General features: G+C 59.9%; 18 protein-coding genes and 3 pseudogenes. 7 read left to right on the forward strand and 14 right to left on the reverse strand.

The window, feature by feature from the left end; all coding sequences use genetic code 11:
• On the forward strand, positions 1–259 hold a 259-nt coding region (locus CFR71_RS16725), incomplete at its 5' end, for a hypothetical protein (protein ID WP_207781396.1).
• A 32-nt stretch (positions 260–291) separates the two neighbouring features.
• On the opposite strand, the gene CFR71_RS13330 is transcribed toward CFR71_RS16725, so the two are convergent.
• The 13 genes from CFR71_RS13330 to CFR71_RS13390 all read right to left on the reverse strand — a co-directional run bounded on the left by CFR71_RS13330 (position 292) and on the right by CFR71_RS13390 (position 13526).
• Complete coding sequence (locus CFR71_RS13330) at positions 292–441, reverse strand: DUF2474 domain-containing protein (protein WP_081477948.1); 150 nt, start codon at positions 439–441, stop codon at positions 292–294.
• On the reverse strand, positions 428–1447 hold the full coding sequence (gene cydB, locus CFR71_RS13335) for a cytochrome d ubiquinol oxidase subunit II (RefSeq protein ID WP_087608924.1): 1020 nt from the start codon (positions 1445–1447) through the stop codon (positions 428–430). The genes CFR71_RS13330 and cydB overlap by 14 nt, the downstream gene beginning before the upstream one ends.
• A 2-nt stretch (positions 1448–1449) precedes the next feature.
• Positions 1450–2883 (reverse strand): cytochrome ubiquinol oxidase subunit I, encoded by a 1434-nt coding sequence (locus tag CFR71_RS13340; RefSeq protein WP_087608923.1) that lies wholly within the window; start codon positions 2881–2883, stop codon positions 1450–1452.
• A gap of 278 nt (positions 2884–3161) precedes the next feature.
• Positions 3162–4934, reverse strand: a complete 1773-nt coding sequence (locus tag CFR71_RS13345) for an AMP-binding protein (protein ID WP_110531842.1) — start codon at positions 4932–4934, stop codon at positions 3162–3164.
• A gap of 15 nt (positions 4935–4949) precedes the next feature.
• Positions 4950–6197: an MSMEG_0569 family flavin-dependent oxidoreductase gene (locus tag CFR71_RS13350; RefSeq protein ID WP_110531845.1), complete on the reverse strand. Its 1248-nt coding sequence runs from the start codon at positions 6195–6197 to the stop codon at positions 4950–4952.
• A 16-nt stretch (positions 6198–6213) separates the two neighbouring features.
• Complete coding sequence (locus tag CFR71_RS13355) at positions 6214–6501, reverse strand: MSMEG_0570 family nitrogen starvation response protein (RefSeq protein WP_039733278.1); 288 nt, start codon at positions 6499–6501, stop codon at positions 6214–6216.
• On the reverse strand, positions 6489–7667 hold the full coding sequence (locus CFR71_RS13360) for an MSMEG_0565 family glycosyltransferase (RefSeq protein ID WP_110531846.1): 1179 nt from the start codon (positions 7665–7667) through the stop codon (positions 6489–6491). The genes CFR71_RS13355 and CFR71_RS13360 overlap by 13 nt, the downstream gene beginning before the upstream one ends.
• Positions 7664–8638, reverse strand: coding sequence for a sll0787 family AIR synthase-like protein (locus CFR71_RS13365; RefSeq protein ID WP_014106929.1), 975 nt, complete (start codon positions 8636–8638; stop codon positions 7664–7666). The genes CFR71_RS13360 and CFR71_RS13365 overlap by 4 nt, the downstream gene beginning before the upstream one ends.
• Positions 8635–9198: an MSMEG_0567/Sll0786 family nitrogen starvation N-acetyltransferase gene (locus CFR71_RS13370; RefSeq protein WP_087608920.1), complete on the reverse strand. Its 564-nt coding sequence runs from the start codon at positions 9196–9198 to the stop codon at positions 8635–8637. Before CFR71_RS13370 ends, CFR71_RS13365 begins: the two co-directional genes overlap by 4 nt.
• Complete coding sequence (locus CFR71_RS13375) at positions 9195–10304, reverse strand: MSMEG_0568 family radical SAM protein (protein ID WP_087608919.1); 1110 nt, start codon at positions 10302–10304, stop codon at positions 9195–9197. The genes CFR71_RS13370 and CFR71_RS13375 overlap by 4 nt, the downstream gene beginning before the upstream one ends.
• Entirely contained in the window at positions 10301–11275 is a 975-nt protein-coding gene (locus tag CFR71_RS13380) for a Nit6803 family nitrilase (RefSeq protein WP_110531848.1), read from the reverse strand. The genes CFR71_RS13375 and CFR71_RS13380 overlap by 4 nt, the downstream gene beginning before the upstream one ends.
• A 24-nt stretch (positions 11276–11299) precedes the next feature.
• Positions 11300–11782, reverse strand: a complete 483-nt coding sequence (locus CFR71_RS13385) for an MSMEG_0572/Sll0783 family nitrogen starvation response protein (protein WP_010512510.1) — start codon at positions 11780–11782, stop codon at positions 11300–11302.
• A gap of 340 nt (positions 11783–12122) precedes the next feature.
• Positions 12123–13526, reverse strand: a complete 1404-nt coding sequence (locus CFR71_RS13390; protein ID WP_014106934.1) for an aminotransferase-like domain-containing protein — start codon at positions 13524–13526, stop codon at positions 12123–12125.
• A 157-nt stretch (positions 13527–13683) separates the two neighbouring features.
• Between CFR71_RS13390 and CFR71_RS13395 the strand changes: the two are divergent.
• From CFR71_RS13395 to CFR71_RS13405, 3 genes and pseudogenes are all read left to right on the forward strand, one after another.
• Positions 13684–14346, forward strand: a pseudogene (locus tag CFR71_RS13395) (transposase); the annotation flags it as partial.
• Positions 14347–14661: 315 nt separating this feature from the next.
• The gene (locus CFR71_RS13400) at positions 14662–15999 is read left to right on the forward strand and encodes an IS110 family RNA-guided transposase (RefSeq protein WP_042788780.1); all 1338 of its coding nucleotides are present in this window, start codon (positions 14662–14664) and stop codon (positions 15997–15999) included.
• A gap of 32 nt (positions 16000–16031) precedes the next feature.
• Positions 16032–16463, forward strand: a pseudogene (locus CFR71_RS13405) (transposase); the annotation flags it as partial.
• 512 nt (positions 16464–16975) lie between these two features.
• On the opposite strand, the gene CFR71_RS13410 reads toward CFR71_RS13405, so the two are convergent.
• Complete coding sequence (locus CFR71_RS13410) at positions 16976–17758, reverse strand: energy transducer TonB (RefSeq protein ID WP_338065943.1); 783 nt, start codon at positions 17756–17758, stop codon at positions 16976–16978.
• A 119-nt stretch (positions 17759–17877) separates the two neighbouring features.
• Here CFR71_RS13410 and CFR71_RS13415 point away from each other — a divergent pair, with 119 nt between their 5' ends.
• The 3 genes and pseudogenes from CFR71_RS13415 to CFR71_RS13425 all read left to right on the forward strand — a co-directional run.
• Positions 17878–18336 carry a DUF2946 family protein gene (locus tag CFR71_RS13415; protein ID WP_014106937.1) on the forward strand — a complete coding sequence of 153 codons (459 nt, stop codon included), beginning with the start codon at positions 17878–17880 and terminating at the stop codon, positions 18334–18336.
• Between the two features lie 121 nt (positions 18337–18457).
• Positions 18458–20560, forward strand: a complete 2103-nt coding sequence (locus CFR71_RS13420; protein WP_110560079.1) for a TonB-dependent receptor — start codon at positions 18458–18460, stop codon at positions 20558–20560.
• Positions 20561–20652: 92 nt separating this feature from the next.
• Positions 20653–21074, forward strand: a pseudogene (locus CFR71_RS13425) (transposase); the annotation flags it as partial.

The raw sequence follows: 21074 nt of genomic DNA on the forward strand, positions 1-21074 counted from the left end.
AAGATACGGCTGGGATCGGTCAAACGGGATGAAGCGGCTCATCGCGACACTCTACAGCCTTACCCCTTCACAGGGTACCCCAACCCGACAGGCTGCTAGTTCAATGCGGATCATGGCAACAGCATGGGACGGCGGCCCGTTGCTCTGTGAGATACCGATTTATTTCCGGCGACCCGAAATCAGGCAAAAGATCGCCGCTAAACGGCTCAATAAGATCGTGGCAGGAATTCAACTGGGTATAATCAATGTTAAAAAATGAATCTGTGGTTGTCAGAACAACCACAGATTTAGTCATTTTGGTACGATCATGTGAACGAGTAGTGCGCTTGCGAATAACGCTGCTGTGCTAAGCGTCCATATGCCGATGAACCAACCTATACGCTGGCTAAGGCGCCGGGGCGCGTTGTCCCCATTGCCCTGTACAATCTCAATGATAGCCATCTGCTTCCGTTACCTTTCCCCGGAACACACGATAGGAGTAGACTGTGTAGGTCAGGATGATCGGCAGCAAGATGACGGTGCCGACCAGTTGAAAAAATTGACTGGATGGGGGGGATGATACATCCCACAGCGTCAACCCGGGCGGAACAGCATACGGCCATACCGTAATCCCGAGTCCGGACAGGCAGAGAAAGAACCAACCGAGAGCACACAGGAAGGGTCCTTTGGAATGCCCACGACGCAGACCGATGGTCAGTAGAAAACCTAGTGCGATTACCAGAAGGGGAACGGGTGCGACAAATACGATATTGGGCCACTCGGTCCAGCGTCGCAGGTAGGGTGCGTGCAACATAGGCGTCCACAGGCTGACAGCGACGATGCATACAAACAACCCGATTGCCAGCAGCTTCGCCCATTTGCGGCAGGAAGCTTCTAGCACGTCGGTTGTGCGCCAGATCAACCAAGTTGCCCCGAGCAGGGCATAACCGCACATGACGGCCAGTCCGCACAGCACGCTGAATGGGGTCAGCCAGTCCATTGAACTGCCAACAAAAGCTCCATCCACGACCTTGATTCCCTGAACAACTCCGCCGAGGATTGCGCCCTGGCAGAAAGCAGCGATTCCCGATCCAATCATGAAGCCACCGTCCCACAGTTTTTCGCGTCCAGTCCCGCGTGTCATGATACGAAATTCGAAGGCTACACCCCGGAAGATCAGGGCAACCAGCATGAGCACGATCGGCAGGTAAAACGCGGGAAGCAGGGTTGAATAGGCCCCAGGAAAGACCCCGTAAAGCGTAGCGCCACCAAGGACCATCCACGTTTCGTTTCCGTCCCATACAGGGGCAATGGTGTTGACCATCACATCCCTGCGGCCTTCATGCCGTTCCACGGCGAACAGCATTCCGATGCCAAGGTCAAAGCCATCAAGGACGACATAGATGGTGATCGCAGCGACCAGAATAACGGCCCATATGATCGGAAGCCAGTATGCGACGTCCATCATGTTCAGGCTCCTTCGCCAGAAGAGGGATTGATGACTTTGGGATGAGTGCTTGTGGCTAGAATATCCGGGGCATGAGAGGGGCTGGTCTCATGCTCTCCTTCCTGTGGTGCGCGTGCTAGCAGGCGGCCCAGAATGCCGATGCCTGATCCAAATACGATTACGTAGACTACAACAAAGACGGTCATCGTCAGCGCCATATTGGACAGAGCAATCGGGGAAACACTATCGGATGTCCTGAGCAAACCATAAACGGTCCATGGTTGACGCCCAACCTCGGTCGTCACCCAACCGCACAGCAATGCGATGAAACCGGCCGGTGCCATGCATACGGCGACCCGATGAAATCCCGGACTGCTAAACAGAGTTCCTCTGTGCCTCAGCCAGAGTGACCAGAACCCGACAATGACCATAAGCATCGCCAGCGCAATCATGATGCGGAAGGAAAAGAAGATCACGGGAGAAGGCGGACGCTGGTCACGCGGGAAATCCTTCATGCCCGGTACCTTGCCATTCAGGCTGTGTGTCAGGATGAGCGACCCGGCCAGCGGCAGCCTGATGGCATAATCCGTATGTTCGGTTTTCATGTTGGGAATACCGAACAGTAGTTCAGGGGCACGTGCTTCTGACTCCCAGTCCCCTTCCATCGCAGCAATTTTAACCGGCTGGTATTTGAGCGTGTTCAACCCGTGGGCGTCACCGGCGAGGACCTGCAGAGGGGCAACGAAGGCTGCCATCCACATCGCCATGGAAAACATCAGGCGCACTGGTTCGCTTGCCTGGGTGCCCGCACGGCGTGCCTTGAGCAGATGCCACGCCCCTGTCGCCCCTACTATAAAGGCAACCGAAAGAAAGGCCGCCAGACCCATATGCACAAGCCGGAAAGGGAAAGAGGGATTGAAAATGATGGCAAGCCAGTCCGCAGGTATGAAGCGACCGGTAGCAGCATCAATCGTGTATCCCTGCGGCGTCTGCATCCATGAGTTTGATGCCAGGATCCATGTCATCGAGATGAGTGTGCCGACCGAGACACAACATGTTGCTGCATAATGCAGGCCGCGTCCCACCTTGTTCATGCCAAAGAGCATGACCCCTAGGAAGCCCGCCTCGAGAAAGAAGGCTGTCATGACTTCATACGATAGGAGGACACCTGTAATAGGCCCGGCTTTCCGCGAGAAAACTGACCAGTTCGTGCCGAATTCATACGACATGACCAGTCCGGAGACGACGCCCATCCCAAAGACGATCGAGAATATCTTGATCCAGTATCGATAGAGATCAAGATAGGCCGCACGGCCGGTTTTAAGCCATAATCCTTCCAGTACGGCCAGATAGGCTGCCAAGCCGATTGAAAAGGCAGGAAAAACAATATGGACGCCTACGGTAAAGGCGAACTGGAAGCGTGCAAGAAGCAGCGCGATATCGTGAGATGGTTGCATGGGTAATTCCCCAAATCCTGATTCAGTCGCAGTTATAAGAAATATAAAATTTCAATAAATGCAGACTGCTAGACGGTTTTGTTGTTGGAATATTCGCACTGTCTGATAGATGTAGGCATCTGTTATTTTTTTGATTTTTGAAGACGCCTTCAGTTACCATTCTGTCGTCTTTCTAATAATCCTTTAACCATGACATATTGATAAGTGCAGAGTCTCCGGACTGTCTGTTTGAGCTCACCATTTTTCCGTAAGAATGATCTGGTACGAGCCTGATAACGTTAAGATACCAACAGGCGTTTCCGCGTGATCTTTCCTGAAACCGTTGTTGGCAGATGTTTGACGAAGCGGACTTCCTTAAGGCCAATCCAGCGACCGAGTGCGTGATTGACCCGTCCGATTATCTCCTCGGAAGAAGGTCTGCCTTCTACGCCGGAGTTAGGTACTACATAGGCGACAGGTCGCTGGCCTCTCAGTTCATCAGGGGTGGCCACTACGGCACAGGCATGAACTTCTGGATGGGCGGCGATGATCTTTTCGATCTGTACGCCCGAAATTCGCCGGCCCGCGACCTTTATGACATCATCGGAACGCCCGAGCATATGCACGGCGCGGCTGGCCTCGATCATACCTTCGTCAAAGGTACGATAATACTGGCCGGTCTCGTCCAGGTAAGCTGCAGGAACATGGATCGCTCCATCCTTCCATACGCCAGCCAGGCAGCCGGGTGGCAGCGGCAGGGAGAGGACAATTTCGCCGCACTGTTCACCGGGTATGGACAGCATGATTTCCGGACGGAATCCCGGTGCAGGCCGCCCGATGTCGTTCATGAGCGCAACCGGCTCACGCTCGGGCAGGCCAAAGAAATGCGCGGTGATGCTCCATCCGGTTTCGGTCTGCCACCAATGATTGACCACGGGTTTGCAAAAATAGGATCGTGCCCACTCCAGCAATGTCGGGTCCGCATACTCCCCGGCCACGAAAATGCGGGCCAGTGCAGGCAGGATGGCCCCTGACAGGTTGCGGCTTTCCTGCCGCATGAGGCGCATCTGGGTGGGTGTGGTGAACAGGCATTTCACCTCGTGCTCATGGCAAAGCGCGCGGATGGCGGAAGCCGATGCGCCGCCTTCCACGATCACGCTGGTGCAGCCGCTGAGCAGCGGTGCATAGACCCCGTAGGAATGGCCTACCACCCAGCCCAGATCCGATGTCGTGAAGAACGTATCGCCGGGTTCGCAGCCATAGATCAGCTCCATGGACAGGGCGAGGGCCACGGCATGCCCGCCATTGTCGCGCACGATGCCCTTCGCATGACCTGTCGTGCCGGATGTATGAAGAATATACAGGGGATCTTCAGATCTCAGCATGACCGGCTCTGCCGGCGCGGACTGTTCCAGCGTATGGAAATCGTGATCCCGTTCCGGCAGAAGCTGAGCCGGGCAGGTCGCTCGCTGCACGATCACGCAGGCCTGGGGTTTATGCTCGGCTTCGGCTAGCGCCTCATTCAGGGCGAGTTGGGATGGTATGGTGGTTTGCCCCTGAAAGCTGCAACTGGCGATGATGATGACTTTCGGCGCCACGCTATCAATCCGCCGAGCCAGCTCAGGTCCGGCGTAACCCGCAAAAACCACCACATGCACCGCCCCGATCCGCGCACAGGCCAGCATGGCGATGGCGGTTTCGATCATGGTGGGCATGGCGATCAGGACGCGGTCGCCTTTCTCCACCCCCAGCGCGCGCAGGCCGCCGGCAAACCCGGCTACCCTGCCCTGCAGTTCCCGGTAGGTTACCACCTGCCGTTCCTTCGTGGCGCAGGAATGCCAGATCAATGCCGCCTGTTCACCGCGACCATTTTCAACATGCCGGTCCACGGCGTTGTGGCAGGTATTGAGCGTGGCGTCGGGGAACCAGTCATGCCAGCCATCCGCCCGTGTCCTGCATGCGCTCACAGGTGCCTGCTTCCATGTGATGCGTTGCGCCGCCTCCAGCCAGAATTGTTCTGGCTGGCTTGTGGCCGCGTCATACATCGCCTCATATGTTGTCCATGGAAGCATGGCGCTTTACTCCGTTCAGGCTACAGGCACGTCTTTGCCGGTGATCTGGCTGGCCAGCCACGCGGCATCACGCGAAACGCCTGAGAACCGTCCCGATCCCCAGGTGTGCAGCCATGGCAGGCCGAGGAAGTAGAAGCCCGGCGCATCGGTCACGCCGCGATGCCAGACCGGCTTGTTGGCCCCGTTGAAGACCGGCACGTCAATCCAGCGATAGTTCGGTCGGAAGCCAATGCACCAGACGATCGAGGTGATGCCCGCGGCCTTCAGGTCCAGTGGCGCGTTGCTACCATCGGGCTCCCAGACGGGTACATAGGGCGCTTCGGTGGGAGCACTAATCCCTTCACGAGCAATGTAGGCGTCAATGGATTTCTTGATATCGGCATTGGTCTTGTCCGCATCATCAAGGTTTTCCGCAAGATCCGGCGCGAAGTGCGCGATTTCGTCACGAATGGTCTCAAGCGTGCCATGCAGGCCCACGCCCTCCTTGGCAAAGAGCCGCAGATCAAGATCATGGCCTCCATTTCGGCCCGTGACGTAATGATTGGTCTTGTCGCGTGCGCCGTCACGCAGGGGGTGATTATCCACCGTCAGATCATAGAAATGCATGTCCGCAAGCCAGTCCACCACGTCGCGGCCACGGTAGAAGCGCGAGACGCGCGGGGCGGAGCCGACGCAAAGGTGGACCTTGCGTTTTTCAAGGAACAGGTCCTCGACAATCTGCGCGCCGGACTGGCCGCTGCCCACGACCAGCACAGCCCCTTCAGGCAGCTGGGCCGCGTTGCGGTAATCCTGTGAGTGAACCTGAGGGATGGCGGGGTCGATCGCGCTGGCATAGCCGGGGATGACCGCGTCCTGATATGCGCCTGATGCGATGACAACATGTTTCGCGTGCCACGTCTCACCACCTGCTACCACGCGGTAGCCACCACCTTCATGACGCGTGATGGAGGTAACGGCTGTGTGCTCGCGCAGAGGCGGATTGAAGGAGTTCACGAAGCCCCTCACGTAGTCAATAATTTCCTGCTTCACCATAAAGCCGTGCGGGTCTTTCCCCTTGTAGGGATGACCGGGAAGTTTGCACTGCCAGTTCGGTGTGACCAGGCAGAAATTGTCCCAGCGCTCATCATCCCACGAATGGCAGGCGGTCTTTGCCTCAAAGACGATGTGCTCCACCTTCTCGCGGCAGAGATACCAGCTCATGGAGAGCCCGGCCTGTCCGCCACCCACGATGATGACAGGGATGCTTTTCTCGTTCTGTGTCATGGTCGTTCTTTTCGTCTCAATAACTGAAAGACAGGACGCGCACCTGCGCATCGGGTCGATTGAGAAAAGGCGCACTGGCCTGCCTTATGGCCTGAAGCTGGCCAAGGGCGCGGCTGCATGGGAAGCCGTAGCGGGCGCGCACCCGCTCGCTAGCTGCCGTCAGGGCGGTGTTCGCCTTTTCAAGAAACTCCCGGACCGGATAATCCTGACCGGGCGTGAAGTGGTCCCTTATGACCAGCGAGGGGGAGTAACAGTCAGTCTCCTTCCCATCGGGCCAGCGCACACGAAAGGTCATTTCGGGCATGGTGAAAGAGCTCCTGAAGCAAGGGCATCGGTGCGCGACCGCGCCGCCAGACGCCGGTATGCGGGGAGGTGACGGCTGGCGACGCGTCCCCAGTCGAAACGGCGGACCGTTGCGGGGCCGCTGGCCCGGAAATGGTCACGGCTTTCGACGCGCAGGGCGTCGCGCAATGCCATGAACAAGGTGTCGGGGCGCGCCGGTTGGCACCACAGCGCATCCGTTGCCGGAAAATGCTCCGTGAAAGGTGCGATTGCCGGCACAATAACTGGCGTGCCACACGCGAGCGCCTCCAGCGGGCACAGGCCGAACCCTTCGGTTATGGACGGATAGGCCAGCACGTCCGCCTGCCGGTAGAAGGCGGGCATGTCCTCATCCGCAACCGGCCCGGTGATGGTGACATGATCGGCTGCACCGCTTTCGCGCAGATACGTCGTGAACCGGGTGCGGTAGGCGGAATGATCCAGCAGCGAGGCCCCGCCCGCCACAACCAGATGCACGTCCGGCCGTTCGCGGCGCAGGGCCACAAACGCTTCCAGCAGGTGCAACGTGTTCTTGCGCCGCTCGATCCCGCCCACGGACAGGATCAGGTGACGGTCGGCAGGCAGATGATACCGCGCCCGCAACGCGGCATCATGCGCGGTTGGGACGTGCGAAAAGCGCACGGGATCAACCCCGTTGCCCACGACCGGGGCTTCACGGCCATGGTTGTTACGCAGGACATCTTCCCACATTGGGCTGACGGTAAACAGTTCGGCCGCCGCCCTGATCCCCCGTTCCTGCCGCGCGGCAAGGACCGGGTGCGTGAAATGGTCAAGATGGTGGACCGTGCGGGCAAAGCCCGGTATCCGCCCCTCTTCCACCAGTTCGGCCAGTGCATTGGCGCTGATCGGGTCCTGCGCATGCAGCACGTCAAAATGCTGCCCACGCAGGGCGTCCCTGATCTCGCCAATACGGCGTTCCACCAGCGTTGGCAGGTCGGGCTCGGGCACAGCCGGGATGCAGTTTGTGGCGCAGCGGGGCCTGCGGAAGAAACCGACCCCGGTTACATCCGGCGCGATGAGCGTGGCGTCGTGGCCTGCGTCGCACAGGGCTTCGGCCAGCGCCATGCCATGCACCACGCCGCCACGCGGATTGGTGGAATGGGTCAGGATGCCGATGGAGAGCCTCATGGCGCACACCCCATGAGAGGCATCCGGGCGAGATCCCAGAAGGTTTCCTTCTCGTCCGCCCATGTGACATCCAGCCGCTGCGTGCTGTCACACTGACCGATGACAGAAGCCGCTATGCCCCGCCCATGAAAGCGGGCCATGACTGCCCCGGCCGCCTCGGGCCGGGCCGTCAGCAGATAGCCATAGCTGGGGAATGCGGACAGCCAGCGTTCCATTGGTGCATCGTCGGGACGTGGAATGTCATCGAGCGTGATGGTCATGCCGATACCCGAACATTCTGCCAGCATGAGGGCGGTGCCCAGCAGTCCGGCCATGCTGATGTCCTTGGCGGCGCGGCTTAACCCGTCCTCGGCAATGCCGGGCAAGAGATCGAGATCACCCCGAAGGCGTGCCGCCCCCTCAGTATGACACAGTGCGGAACTCGCATCCCAGAACGGGTGCGGGTCGTGCCAGCGGCCGCGCAGGTCGATGGCGGCGATCAGGACTTCGCCCGGTCGGGCATCGAAACTGGTCAGCAGATGACGGGCACGGCCAAGGATCGCCACCGACAGCGAATTATGGGTGCTGCGCATGTTGGTATGACCGCCGACAACCGGCACGCCATAGGTGCGCGCACCTTCATGCAGACCGGTCAGAATGGACGCGGCCGCCTCGGATGTATCGCTCCACAACGCATCCACCACAGCCACAGGGCGACCGCCCATGGCCGCGATGTCACTGATATTGACCATCACGCCGCAATAGCCGGCAAACCACGGCATGGCGCGCACGAAGCTGTCCTGAAACCCCTCGCTGGCCAGCAGGAGATAGCCATCGCCATCCGGTATGGCAGCACAGTCATCTCCTAGGCGGATACCATCGCTTGTATCCCGACCAAGAATTGCGACGGTTTCGGCAATATCCTGTTTGCCCGCAAGGGCCCGACCGTGTCGAAGCGTGCGCAGCAGTGTCGTCAGTTCGTGTGCCATCATGCCACCTGCCGGTTACGAGGCTGCGGGCGCAGCAGCCAGGTCTGGTCCAGCCCATGCGCCGGATAGCGTGAGAGGTCGGCCTGCATGTCGTGATGTGGCAGCCCATGCAGGGTGAGGGCCCCGAGACTTTTCCAGTGCAGGCGGCGGAAGAACAGCACGTTCTGTTCCTGCACTTGGGCCAGGAACCGTCTGGCTCCAAGTCCGTGCGCCGTGCTGACCGCCATGCGGATCAGTTCCGCCCCGATCCGCCCCAGCCTGCGATGATCTTCATGCACGGCCAGGCGGGAACCGCGCCACACGCCGGGCTCGGCCTCATGGATGCGCACCGCTCCCACGATCCGGTCCGGCATCCCCGCCATGCAGCAGGCTGCGATGATGGGAATGGCGGTCGCATCAATCGCATCGCGATCGTCATCTGCAAAAACATGCTGTTCGGTGCAGAATACTTCGTGACGCAGCGCGTGATATCCTGCGCGTTCCCACGGCGTGCGGGCAAGGCGCACGACATATTCCGTGGGGATGAACGGGCGGTCTTCCACCCCTTCGAGGATCATGGTCATTGTTCATACGCCGAAAGGGAGGAACAGGCGCCGCACCGGCCACACCCGGCCCGGATGTCGGTGGATTTCATGTTCGCCTCGCGCAGCATGCGCCCCAGCGGGGCAAGCACGGACTTCATGAAATCGGCCGAAGGCGGCGCGTGATTTTCCAGCGGTGTGCCGGAAATCGGCACGAACGGCACCACGAAGGGATAGACCCCGAGCGCAATCAGGCGTTCGGCCAGAGCCAGAATATCTGCGGCGCTGTCGCCAAGACCGGCCAGAATGTAGGTATTGACCTGCCCGCGCCCGAAGACCGGCACGGCGCTGGCGAAAGCGTCCATATAGCGATCCACGCTGACCGTGGCCTTGCCGGGCATGATCTTCTCGCGCACCGCCTGTGTTGCGGCTTCGAGATGCATACCCAGGCTGTCGGCCCCGGCGTCGCGCAGGCGCTGGAACCAGCCGTGATCGCGCGGCGGCTCGCACTGGACCTGAAGCGGCAGATCCACAGCCGCCCGAATGGCACGGGCTGATTCCGCCAGCACGGCAGCACCCCGATCAACCACATTGGGCGTGCCGGTGGTCAGCACCATGTCGCGCACGCCGTCCAGTTCCACGGCGGCCTTGGCGACCTCGGCAAGCTGCGCCGGTGTCTTGTAAGCGATCGTCCGATCGGCCTCCAGCGACTGGCCGATGGCGCAGAACTGACAGGAGGTGCGCCGGTCGGCATAGCGGATGCAGGTCTGGTGCACCGTGGTCGCCAGCGTGTCACGGCCATGCAGCAGGGCGATCTTCCAGTAGGGAATGCCGTCCGCCGTGCTCAGTCCGTAAAAGCGCGGGGCGGCCGGAAAATGGATCGTGCCCAGTGTCTGCCCATCGCGTAGCAGCGTGCTGGCCCCGTGCTGGTCCGGCGGGCTGGCCTGGAATGGTGAATGCCGCGCGCCGGATGTATAGACCGGGACCATGACGGTCTGGCCTGCAATGGTAATCGTCTTGTGATCCGAAGGACCGGCGCCTCCCTTGCGGGCAATGCCGCCGGTCTGCTCACCGATCTGCAGCCCGAAGGATTGCAGGTCGGTAACGAGCTTGCGACCAGAAAGTGTACCGAGCGTCGGAATGGTCATGACGCAGCCTCATCTGTAGATGTGGGAACCGGATTGGCTTCCCCAACGTAATGAACGGTGCGGGCGGGCCGCCGGTCCTGAAGCAGGCTGAGCAGTTCGGGCCGTGCGTAATGCCCTACGGAATCCATCATCCGCTTGCGCTTGGTAATCAGGGCGAAGTCGAGATCGGCAATCACCATCCCCTCGCCTTCCGTCAGTGGTGTGCCGAGCAGCTTCCCTTCAGGCGAGACGATGGCCGTGAAGCACCCACCCCGCAGCGGCCCTTCCAGCGCGGGATCGCGGGCTATTTCCTTGATCTGCTCTTCGGTGAGCCAACCCGTGGCGTTCACCACAAAGCAGCCGGATTCCAGCGCGTGATGCCGGATGGTGACTTCCATCTGGTCGGCAAAGATCTGCCCGACCAGCGAGCCCGGAAACTGGGCACAGTGGATTTCCTCGTGCTGGGTCATCAGCGCGTAGCGGGCGAGCGGGTTGTAATGCTCCCAGCAGGCCAGTGCGCCAATGCGACCGGCAGCGCTTTCCACCACTTTCAGCCCGGAACCATCGCCCTGCCCCCAGACCAAGCGTTCATGGTAGGTGGGCGTGATCTTGCGGCGTTTGAGCAGGATTTCACCCGTGGCGTCGAAGATGATCTGGGTGTTGTAGAGCGTGCCGAAATCGCGCTCGTTCACGCCCAGCACCACGACCATGCCGGTCTGGCGCGCGGCCTCGGCCACCATGTCGGTGACCGGACCGGGAATGACGACGGCGCGTTCGTAAAGCGCCAGATGCTCCCCACCGAAGCGGAAAGCCGGCTGGATGAACGAGAAATAGGGATAGTACGGCACAAAGGTTTCGGGAAAGACCGCCAGTTTCACGCCTTTTTCGGCGGCCTCGCGGATGGCCTGACAGACTTTCCGGGCAGTTCCCAGACCATCGTCACCAAGGACGGGGCTGATCTGGATGGCTGCGGCGCGAACGATACGGGACATGGCTTGCGGTCCTCCCTTCGGCCTTCAGAGGGTCCAGGTATTGAGGATGAAGGCGTTGTCGCGCCGGGCCAGCAGGATGATGTCGAGCACGTCCTGCGGGTTGATCGGCGTGATGCCGGGGATCAGGTTCTGCTCGCCGTAGCCGTAGAGGGCCTGAAGCGCGAAGCGGCAGGCATAGACCTTTCCGCCTTCCTCAAGGATTTTTGCGATCTGCTTGTTGCAGTTCATGTGCCCCGGAAAGGCTTCGTCGCCCAGACGGGGAAAGCCGCGCTGCACACCAAGGGTGACACCCGGTCCATATAGCAGCACCGACGTCTCGAAGCCCTTGCGGATCAGGCGGGTGGCCTGCAGCAGGTTGACGAACCCGACCGAGCCTTCATTGGCGACGGTGTGGAAGGTGATGAGGGCTTTTTCGCCGGGCTGGGCTTTGACGTCCTCAAAAACCTTGTTTTCATAATTGACGAAGCAGTCGCCGTCTTTGTACGGAGCGTGTTCGACTTTCGGCATGGTATCTCTCCCGTGTGCTGCGGTCTCCGGCAGGGAGCCGGGACTGACCGCGTTGCCGAGGCAAACGTGGCACGGGATGGCAGAGAGCCAAAATATTGTATGCCTTATGAAAAAGGTACAAACGGATCAAATCAGATTACATGCCGCCATCCTGCCACGACAGAGGCATACAAGAAATATACGACAACCATACAATCGTAAGGTGTATCCATAAAGGTCTGTTTTAGCTTGATTTTATAATCACGCAGTCGTGAATGAAGTGCCTTTTTGTTTTTCCGTGTGCCCGCATGGCGCGCCCCGGAATCAGATGGTCCCATCGATTCCAGACACTGCGCGCAGGTCACACAATATCGGCAAAGCCGGGTGAGCGTTTGTGTTGCAGGACCGACAGCACGCCATGCAGGGATTCCTCAAGGCTTGCAGCATCCGGTGCGCTGCCCAATGCAATCCGGGCCCGCTGCGGCGGCTCGCCACTGATGGTGAAAACGGTGCTGGGCACCAGCGCCAGTCCCCGCCTGCGGGCATAGGCCACAAAATCCGCACTGCCCCACCAGTCCGGCAGTTTCAGCCACACATGCGGCCCGTCGGGGTTCATGCAATGCCCCTCCCCCAGCACCCTGCGGGCAATGGACTGGCGCAGGCGCAGTTCTTTCTGGATGGCGTGCAGGATCGTATGCGCCTGCCCTGTCTGCATCCACCGCGCCGTCAGCGCGCTGAGCAGACCGGCATTGGTGAGCGCAATGGCCCGGATGGCCGCCGCGACCCGTCGGGTCATGTCCGCATTGGGCAAGGCCACATAGGCGATGCGCAGGCCCGGACTGAGCGTCTTGGCAAGGGTAGCCACGTAGCTGACACGGCTATGGTCGAGTGCTGCCAGCGCCGGTAGCGGATTGTCCATCAGCAGGCTGTAGGGGTCATCCTCGGCAATATGCAGATGATGATGCTGGGCAACCTTCAGGATATCCTTGCGTCGTTGCAGGGACATCGTGGCCGTGGTGGGATTGTGGATGGTCGGAATGCAGTAGAGCATCCGGGGATGATGTTCGGCGCAGACGCGATCGAGCTGGTCCGGCATCATCCCGTCCATGTCGCTGTCCACGCCGACCAGAATAAGATCGAACTGCGCCGCGATGGTCCGGATGCCGGGATAGGCAATACGGTCGGTGACAATCACATCGCCCGGCTGGGTATGGGTGCTGACAGTGGCCGCCAGAGCGCTCTGGGCACCAGGTGAGACAAGGATTTCATCCGTTCGCCGCTGACCGATGACGGGCGCGATCCATTTCGCGCCAAGCTGGCGTTCTTCCTGTGTGCCACCCGTCACCCGGTAGGACATCAGGCTGTTCAGATCCTGCTGTTTCAGGATGGCTGCGATGTCGCTCTGGATGATCCGCTGAAGCGGTGGTTCCTGCGGGATCGGTGGCAGGTTCATGGTCAGATCCACCACAGCCGGTCCCGTATGGCGCCAGTGGCTTTCCCCCGCGCCGACACGGACAAAGGTTCCTCGGCCGACCGTTGCGTCAATCAGGCCGCGTCGGCGGGCCTCGGTAAAGGCCCGGGTCACGGTCGTCAGATTGGTGCCGAGATACTCCGCGATCGTGCGCTGTGGTGGCAACCTGTCGCCTTCCCTCAGGTCGCCCTTGCGGATGGAAAGCGCCAGGGCATCGGCCAGCGTCATGTAAATCGCGTTCGGACTCCGGCTGATCTCTTCTTTCCAGTGGGCGAGATAGGGGTATGCTGACATGGGATGGAATTTCCATACATTCGATGATATTCCATTCGACCATATACCATACAATCCGTGCAATAATGATCGATACAGATGGAGGGTTCGAAAAACCCTCTGGTATTGAGGTCTGCTCTGTGATTCCATTTTCCTTGCGTTGATTGGAGTATGGATCATGAAGCAGACGGGATTTTTTGACGTTGAAGAGCGGCTTGCCCGCTTGAGCGGGCTTGGTGATCAGCTCGAAGCATTTTCCCGGACTGTGGATTTTGAAGTCTTCCGCCCTGACCTGGAGAAGGCTCTGGCGTATTCTGACGGCAGCAAAGGCGGACGACCGCCATTTGATCCTGTGCTGATGTTCAAAATTCTGGTGATCCAGACGCTCAACAATTTGTCTGATGAGCGGACGGAATATCTGATCAACGATCGCCTCTCCTTTATGCGTTTCCTTGGTCTGGGACTTTCAGATCGGGTGCCGGATGCCAAAACGGTCTGGCTGTGTCAAAAGCGTCTGACCCAGGCGGGTGCGATCGATGGGCTGTTCAACCGCTTTGATGCCACCCTGCGCAACGCCGGGTATTTGCCGATGTCAGGCCAGATCCTGGATGCCACGCTGGTAGCGGCTCCGAAGCAGCGGAACACCAATGCAGAGAAAGCCGATCTTCGGGAAGGACGTATTCCTGAAGACTGGCAGGACAAACCCGCAAAGCTGTCGCACAAGGATCGTCATGCGCGATGGACACTGAAGTTCACGAAGGCGAAGCGGCAGGATGATGGAACCATGCCCTCCAGCGATCTCGCCATCCCGTTCTTTGGCTATAAATCGCAGGTATCGATAGCGGTGCCGGGTTTGATGCCATGGAGAAAGTCAGAGAAGCGCAGGCTTCGAAAACGTGCTTGTGGATCAGACCCGGTTCCCGGCATGCCGGGAACCGGGTCTATACTGCCAGGATGAACCAGGCCGGTTCGGGGCTAAAATCCCTGAGAGATCCGCCGATCGTCTCGTCTCCGTGAAGCATGAACCCGGCCCGGCCGCGCTGACGGGGCAAGAGTAACATGATTGTGGCGTCTGCTTTGAGTGAAGTTGATCGGCCACGAATGACACACCTGACTGTGACCGCAGCGTTGGTTCCCTCACCAGAAAGGACCGACCATGACATTCCGTACCATTGGTATTGATCTGGCCATTCGCGGAGATCACCTCGCTCAGATCTATGACGATGGCCGCCCTAATGGCCGTGCAATTCGTTTCAGGCATGATCAGCCCTCACTTGCCGCCTTTGTTCAGACTGCCGTGATGGGGCTGAGGGCGGATGACCACATTCAGGCCATCATGGAGCCAACCGGTATGAGCTGGTTTCCTGTTGCCCACCACCTTGCGGATGCTGGCGTCACCGTAGCCCGCGTCAAGGGAAAGCGGGTCAAGGCTCTACGCCGTTACCTTTCCGAACACGCCAAAACAGATATGGCTGATGCCCAGATCCTGGCGGCCATGCCATCATTTGGTGGACCACGCCTTGATCCAGTCCATATTCCGGATCCACGAAGCCACGCTCTTCAACGTCTGACCAAACAGAGAAGCCGCTTTCAGAACGAGATCGCGGATGCCAGGCGGCGTTTGCTTGATCTCATTCGTTGGGCATCCCCCAGGCTTGAAGCAGTCTTGCCCGACTTAGGAACGCGGCTCTCTTTGGCCCTGTTGCAGAAATGGTTTCACCCCTCGGATGTTTTGAAGGCGCGTCGTACGACGCTCGCCAAATATGTTGCAGCCCATGCGGGAGGGAACCATCCGCGCAGTGGGCCCTTTGTGGAAACGCTGATCACAGGGTTGCGTGAAGCGGCGCAATACGCTCAGGACCTTCATGGGACACACATTGATTTTTCGGAACTGCAGTTCGAGATCGCGATGGAAATTAAGAATGTTCTGGCGAAAATTCAGACTGTTGGAGATCTTGAGCGGCATATTGCTGACCTCTACAAACACCTCGACCCACAGGGTCTTGTGCTCAGTATTCCGGGTGTCGGCCGTCATCTCGCGCCGACCCTGATTGGTATCTTGCAGAACATTGAGCGGTTTCATTCTGAAAAACATTTACGGGGTTTTTGTGGCCTGTTTCCCAGAAGGGCTGATAGTGGTGGTGTGGAGCGAGCGGGCCAGACCCTGACCCAGGGTGGCAATAACCGCATCAAACAAGCACTTTATCTTGCTGCTGATACGGCACGAAAAACAGATCCTGAACTGGCAGAACTTTATTGGAGGCTGATGACAGTGAAAGGTCATCATCACAAACAGGCTTTATGTGCCGTTGCCAATCGTATTGTGAACCGGATCTTCAGCGTTCTCAAACGAGGAAAGCCTTACGAAGTGCGCGACAGGGAGGGAAACAGCATCACCCTCTCTGAAGCAAAAGCCATCATTCTGGAGCGCTATACCGTTGGAGAAAACATCAGAGCAGGACGTCGTTCCAATCGGATTGAAAAGACTCCCTGAAACCGCAAAAATCGCTTGCGCTCCCGGTACAAGATCATGTTTCCATCGATCGAAAATACCGGTTCATCCGGAAATGGAAAACAACGCATGCCGCCGCCAGTGATGGCGCGCGATTGAGAGAGGGGCTGCTGGATAAAACCAATACAGCCTCAAGTGTCTGGGCTGACACGGCCTACCGCTCAAAAGCCAATGAAGACTTCATGGAAAAGCAGGGCTTTGTCTCCAAGGTTCATCGCAAAAAGCCGCATCTCAAGCCTATGCCCCGGCATATCCAGAAATCGAATGCAGGAAAATCCATTATCCGGTCGCGTGTCGAGCATGTCTTTGCCGATCAGAAGTCACAGACGGGGCTGTTTGTCCGGACTGTCGGTATCAGCCGAGCCACCATGAGGATCGGGCTCGCCAATATCGTCTACAATATGCGCCGCTTCCTCTTCCTCGAAAGATTGAACGCGAGCGCATAGCCATCCAGCGGAGGACAACTCCCAATCTGCTCAAAACGCAGACCGGAGGCCATCGCAAAAACCGTCAATCAAATCGCCAAAACCCAGAAATTACCGGCCAAGCACATCAATCAGGGGTTCTTCGATCCCTCCAAATGCATTAGGAATGATTGTTTATATTATCTTTTTTTATCTCATTATATATATCACCTATTCATTTTTATAGCATAAAATGACATGATGGATCGGCTACACAGGGCATATATTCTGATGCCCTTAGCATGTGCTGACTTTAGCCATGCAAGAAATTAAGACAGCCCCGACCGTCAGGATGGATGGTCGATCGTGATCGGGGCTGCCATCACCAGAAAACGCATGTTTCCGGCGACACACCCTTTATGCGGAAAATATTCCTAAAAAAATGATAACCAGCCTTCTATCCCGCCCTCAAGCAGCGCGCTAATTTTTTAAAACGGACATTCTTATACGCATAGGCGGCTGCCTGCACAGGGTTGCCGAACGTCCCTTCACCATTAATGCAGGCGAAACGTAACCGGCAGCAGGACATGCGTGCCCTCCAGCGGGCGACCCTGCGGGGTGCACTGGACCTTACGCGCAGCGGCAAGGGCCGTGCTGTCCAGGTCATCATAGCCGGTGCCGGATTTCAGGCTGACCTGTACCACCTGCCCCTCGCTCCCCAGCACGACATCAACCAGCGCATTGCCTTCCTCATGCATGTGACGGGCCATGGCGGGGTAACGCCAGGCGGGGGGCGTGCAATGGGGCGCGGTTGGCACAACCGCCGCAGTCTGTGCTGCGCCAGGCACGGCCGGGCCATTCTGCGTTGCCGCAGGGGCAGACCCAACCGGTGCGGCAACACGAGCTTGGGCCGAGGGCTGAGCAGACGGTGACCGGGATTGCGCAACAGGGCGCACGGCGGGCCGGGCGGTAACAGCAGGCAGCGTGGCCACGGCTTTTGGCTGTGGCTGTGGCTGTGGCTGTGGCTGTGGCTGTGGCTGTGGCTGTGGCTGTGGCTGTGGCTGTGGCTGTGGCTGTGGCTGTGGCTGTGGCTGTGGCGTAGCCTCTTGCGGGGGCGGTGCAACCCCGGGCTGGTCAAAAAAGACCTGAATGCTGTTTTTTTCCGCTGGGGCCGCGGGCACGGGCGCGCGGGCGGGCAGCAGCCACGCGGCAATCAGGCCGTGGCCCAGCACGGCAGCCATGATGGCCCAGCCCGCAAGCAGCCGCCCGCGCCGCCAGCCGGCGGGGCCGGTTGACGTGACAAGAATCCGGCCTGCCGTTCTGTCCTGCTGCTGCACGCTTCCATCCATTGGGGCATGGGCGCGGGCTGCCTTGTCATTTGACAAAAAGCCCCCGACCTCCGAGAACACTGTCCTGTTACCGTCTTTATCTTACAACCGCAAAGAACCTGTCCATCATGGGCCAAGCCCGCCACCCCTTCATGCATGACATGCCTGTGATCCGCTGGGTCATGGTGCTGTGTGCGTGCCTGGGGCTATGGGGCCAGTTGCTGGTTGAAAGCCGCAGCCTGCCCGGCGAACTGCCGCGCGGCACCATCATGCGGCTGACGGGAATCGATATCGCTCCCGTCGCAACGCGGACAGAACGCCACGCAGCGCCGCCGCATCACCACATGGCGATGGCGAACGCGCCCCATGAGCATGGCGACATGCCCCCCCATGGCCACGACCATGCCGAAGGCTGCCCGCTCTGCCCGCTCCTGCACCTGCCTGCCCTTGCGCTGGTGGTTCTGCCCTTCCTGCCCCTGCCGCCCATGGCATGGGCCGCCCACCGGCACGAACCCCGCCAGCCCCGCGCGCCCCCTCCCACTCCGCTGGGGCTGCCCCCGGCCTGCGGGCCACCTTCCATCTCCTGAACTCACGCGCTGCCGCGCGTCCATACGGGCGTGCGCGTCTTTCGTTTTCCTGTTCAGGACATGAAAAGTGACTTCCATGAAAAAAACGGCCCCCCCCCTCGTGGTGGCCGCAGGCGGCTGCATGCTGGCGGCCTCCCTGCACCCGCTGGGCGCGCGCGCCCAGACAACCGTGACCCTGCCCGGCCTCTCGATCGAGGATACGGCGGACAGCACCCCCATGGGCGACCGCCTGCTTTCAGCGGCGTCCCCTTCCGCCACGCAGCGCACGGCGGCCAGCCTGAGCAGCCCCGATGCCGCCAGCCTGTTTCGCAACCAGCCCGGTGTCAGCACGTATTCCGCAGGCGGGCTGGCCTCGCTGCCCGTGCTCAACGGCATGGCCGATGACCGCGTGGCCACCGTGGTCGATGGCGTGCGCATCGCCTCGGGCTGCCCCAACCACATGAACCCTGCCCTGTCCTTCATCGACCCCGACAGCGTGGACACCGCCACCGCCATCGCGGGCATAACCCCCGTGAGCATGGGCGGCGACAGCACCGGCGGCACGATCGATGTCGAGCGCAAGGACCCGCAGTTTGCGAGGCATGGCAAGGTGCTCGTGACCGGGCATGTCACCGGCACCTATCGCAGCAATGGCGGCGGGTATGGCGCCTCGGGCAGCCTGACGGTGGCCAATGACACGTTCAGCCTGCGCTACAATGCCTCCTACGCGCAGGCGGGTGATTATGAAGGTGGCGGGGATGCGGGGCTGGTGCGCTCGACAAGCTACCTGACCTACAACCATGCCGTGACCTTTGGCGTGCACAAGGGCAACCATCTGCTGGCCCTGACCTTTGGCCAGCAGGACACCCCGCATGAAGGGTTTGCCAACCAGTACATGGACATGACGAACAACCGCTCCACCTTCGTCAACGGCAAGTATCTCGGCACGTTCGACTGGGGCGAGCTTGAGGCCCGGGGCTACTGGCAGCGCGAGGACCACGCCATGGACTTCCTGCCCGACCGCGCCAAGACCACCCACATGCCCATGAACACCAATGCCCGCATGGCCGGCTACAGCATCAAGGCCACCATCCCCCTGGCGGAAGGCCAGACCCTGCGGCTGGGCAGTTCGTTCGACCATTCCGGCCTCAATGACTGGTGGCCGCCGGTTGCGGGCAGCATGATGATGGGGCCGGACACCTATCACAGCATCAATAACGGCCACCGCGACCGGCTGGGCCATTTTGTGGAATGGGAGGCCGCCTGGACCCCGCGCGTGACCACGCTGCTGGGCTTTCGCAATGACCTGGTCATGATGAATACCGGCCCGGTATCGGGCTATTCATCGACCATGAGCATGATGAACATGGCCAACATCAACGCGGCCAATGCCTTCAACACCACCGACCGGGGCCGGACGGATGTGAACTTCGATGTCACCGCCCTGGTGCGCTGGAAGCCACGCCGCGACCTGACCATCGAGGGCGGCTATGCCCGCAAGACCCGCTCGCCCAACCTGTACGAGCGCTATGCCTGGGGCCGCTCGGCCATGGTCACGAGCATGATCAACTGGTTTGGCGATGGCAACGGCTACGTGGGCAACCCCGACCTCAAGCCCGAGGTCGCCAATACCGCCTCCATCACCGCTGACTGGCATGACCCCGATGGCGACCGGTGGGACCTCAAGGTCCAGCCCTACTACACCTACACCCACGACTACATAAACGCCTACCGCCTTGCCAGCGCGAGGCAGTTCTACACGCTGGGCTTTGCCAACCATAATGCCCAGAGCTACGGCATCAACGGATCGGGCAATTACCGGCTGTGGCAGAATGCCCGCTTTGGCCGGGGCGAGATCGTGGCCAACCTCAACTGGGTGCGCGGGCAGGACCTGACCAATGGCGCGGGGCTGTACCACCAGATGCCCACCAATGGCAGCGTCACGCTGAACGAACGGTGGAAGAACTGGAGCGGCCGGGTCGAGATGACCTTCGTCAAGGCCAAGGACACGGTGGACTGGGTGCGCAACGAACCCCGCACCCCCGGCTATGCCCTGCTGGGGCTGGGCGGGCAGTATCACTGGCGCTACATGACGCTCGATGCCAGCATCGACAACGTGCTGAACCAGAAATACGAACTGCCGCTGGGCGGCTGGTCGCTGGCCGATTACGCCGCCACCGGCAGCCTGCGCGCCCTGCCCGGCATGGGGCGGTCGTTCAATGTGAGCCTGACGGCGAGCTTCTGATCTGAGCGGGGCGGTCCATCAGGAGGAGAGGTGGTCCCCATTTTTCGGACAGGGCGATAAGCTATCATCTGGCCTGAACGAGGACGGGTTTTATGGGCAAGGTTACGCGGAAACGGTATGCGGCAGAGTTCAAGTCACGGGTTGCGCTGGAGGCGATCCGTGGGGAACTGACGCTGGCGGAACTGGCTTCGAAACATGGCGTGCATCAGACGATGATCGCCCAATGGAAGCGCCAGGCGATCGAAGGCATGGCAAGCCTTTTTTCTGGTAAGTCAGTAACGGAACCTTCAGTCAGCCCTGCTGATGTAGAGAAACTGCACGCCAAGATCGGCCAGTTGCTGGTGGAACGGGATTTTTTGCGGGATGCCTCTGCTCGGTTGGGCGTGATCAGAGGCGGCAGATGATTGACCCGAAGAGAGCATGCCTGCCGATAATCCGGCAATGCACGCTGCTGCAACTCAACCGGTCGGGCGTCTACTATCGGCCTGTGCCACAGAGCGAAGCCAATCTGGAG

The organism is Novacetimonas pomaceti, assembly GCF_003207955.1.
In the GTDB taxonomy this organism is placed as follows: Bacteria; Pseudomonadota; Alphaproteobacteria; order Acetobacterales; family Acetobacteraceae; genus Novacetimonas; species Novacetimonas pomaceti.